Here is a 1,455-nt window from a genome sequence, read left to right on the forward strand (position 1 = left end):
ATCGTTAGTTCGTCTATGGTAAGATGATGGTAGGTCATTTGTGGTGTCCTTTCTTTTGATGTATGGGTATTCAAAAGTCTACCACAAATGGCTTTTTATTTTTCTAACTTAATTTTACAAACCGCGTTATTAAGAAATAACAGTAATTTAATATGGTAGGTGTAGAGATGGATAAGGGGATAACCTATAAGGGAATTGATTGTTTTAAGTTATTTGCGGCAATTGGAATAGTTGCAATTCATACTAATTTACCGTTTTTTGAAACCTTAGGAAGATTAGGATTACCCTTTTTTTCAATTGTTACTAGCTTCTTTTTCTTTAAGCATTATTTGAAATTAAATTCCCATAAAGAAAAAATTTATTATTTAAAGAAGTTTGAATTTAGGTTACTTTGGCTATATTTTTTATGGCAAATTTTGTATATTCCTTTAGCAATTAAAAATAGTGCTAGATTCTTTGAGTTTAATGGAATAAGTGTAACTAGTTTTCTTACGTATATTTTTGATTTAATCTTTAAGTTGTGGCCTTCTGGTGTTAATGGTTGGTTTCCTTCATGGTATATCATTGGTATGATAATAGCTGTGCCTTTTTCTCTTTTTGTTTATAAATATATTTTTAGAAAGAATAATTATCTATATGGCTTGTTTTGTATTGTAGTTGAAATGTATTTTGTACTGTGTAGTGGACTGGGTATTTTAAATTTAATCAAAGTGCAAGTAATAACTCCTGATTCTTTTCCCAGATTCCTAATTTATATTTTCCTTGGTTATTTAATAGCTAGCCATATAGAAAATGTGAAAAAGTATAGATTCCACAGAGTTTTGATTTTAGCATGTATACTTGTTGTACTTTTTTATTTAGAAAATTTAGTAATAAGTTTATTAGGTGGATCAATTAGTAATGACGAAACTATTCTAACCGTTCCTACAAGCTTAGTAATTGTAATTTTGGCTATATTGTATACACCAAGCTTACGTCAAACAACTTCTTTAAGAAGATTTAGTACGTTTCTTTATTGTTTCCAAGCTTGGGGATTTGCTGTTTTTGATCATTTTAATTATTCACTTAAGCTTCAAAATACCACCGCTGCGATAACGGATTTTATATTTGTTATGAGTACTGCACTAATTGCATTTGTAATTTATAATTTTATTCGAAATAAGACCCAATGGAAAATTTGGAATTATATGGTGTGATAAAAGCAAATACGGTATTCTTATATGTGTGTTACTTCTAAAACTAAATAAAAAGCCGCTAAAAAAGAATAGCACTCACGATTGTGAAGATGCTATTCCTTTTGTTTTTTTGTCAATCGGTAAGGATGAAGAGATTTTGGAGAACTAGACTAAGCTACTTTGGCTATTGGTCTAGTTCTCTTTGTAAGCAGTCAATAACGATACGTATTGAAAACAAATGAAAGGGCGTGAGCCGCGGTTTCTTGCGGTTCACGCCCCT

The 1,455-nt window shown here is 30.1% G+C and carries 1 protein-coding gene; it reads left to right on the forward strand.

The features are described from left to right. The first annotated feature begins 152 nt into the window (after window positions 1–152). Window positions 153–1,196, forward strand: a complete 1,044-nt coding sequence (locus QOS10_RS09370) for an acyltransferase family protein (protein WP_283595192.1) — start codon at window positions 153–155, stop codon at window positions 1,194–1,196. Window positions 1,197–1,455 lie beyond the last annotated feature (259 nt).

This window comes from Limosilactobacillus galli, assembly GCF_947381495.1.
Classification (GTDB): Bacteria; Bacillota; Bacilli; order Lactobacillales; family Lactobacillaceae; genus Limosilactobacillus; species Limosilactobacillus galli.

Excerpts from the sequence above, each read along its gene's own strand:
- QOS10_RS09370 (WP_283595192.1), top strand. The coding sequence starts at position 153 with ATGGTAGGTGTAGAGATGGATAAGGGGATAACCTATAAGGGAATTGAT.